1 protein-coding gene and 1 pseudogene are annotated in these 749 nt (G+C 75.7%); both read right to left on the reverse strand.

All coding sequences use genetic code 11. The features are described 5' to 3' along the window. The coding region (locus AC1DY2_RS20300) for a DUF6716 putative glycosyltransferase (protein ID WP_476764057.1) at positions 1-642 on the reverse strand (642 nt) is incomplete at its 3' end. After that, positions 639-749: pseudogene (locus AC1DY2_RS20305) on the reverse strand (N-acetylneuraminate synthase family protein); the annotation flags it as partial. The pseudogene AC1DY2_RS20305 and the gene AC1DY2_RS20300, both read right to left, overlap by 4 nt.

A 749-nucleotide genomic window follows, 5' to 3' on the forward strand; every position in this document is an offset into this window, starting at 1 on the left:
GCGCTGCGCCATCGTGGGGTCGGAGCGCTGCGCGGCACGGTCGGCCGACGCCGCGACCGTCGACGTCGCCTCACCGGCCGCCGCGACCGGCTCGAGCTCGCGTGCCGCGACGCGGAGGAACGGCAGCGTCGCGAGGCCGAGGCCGACCGGCACGCCGAGCTCGTCCGCGATGGCGCGGAACTCGCGCACCTCGCGGCGACTGTGCAGCACGATGAGGTCGGTGCGCTCGCGGTAGATCACGGCCTTGCGGGCCGCGGGGATCGTCAGCCCGGGGAATCCGGTCAGGATCACCGGCCGGTCCGGCTGGTCCGGCCGGTCGGCACGGCCGACGCGGTCGGCACGCTCGCCGACGACCGGCACCACGACCCGCACCAGCGGACCGCGCAGCGCGAGCAGCACGGCATCGGGACGCTGCTCGTCGACGAGGTCCCCGAGCGGGCCGAGTTCGAGCACCTCCACCTCGGACGGCGCGAAGCGGGTGCCGGCGAGCGCGACCCGCAGCTGCCGTGCGCTCGGTTGCGCGGGCGTCGCGACGACGACGAGCCGCGCCTCCCACTCGTCGGACAGCTGCGACGCGAGCGCCGCGCCCMACTTCACGTACGAGTCGGTGTCGGCGACGACGAGCAGCGTGCCACCGGTCACGCGGGCACCCTGCGGAGCTTGGCGCGCGGGGCCTCCTCGCCTGGGAACACCCGCTTCACGCCGTCGCCCATGGCCTCGCCGATGATGCGGATGTCGCGCACGAGGTG

This window comes from Agromyces sp. P1_H4 (genome assembly GCF_056405255.1).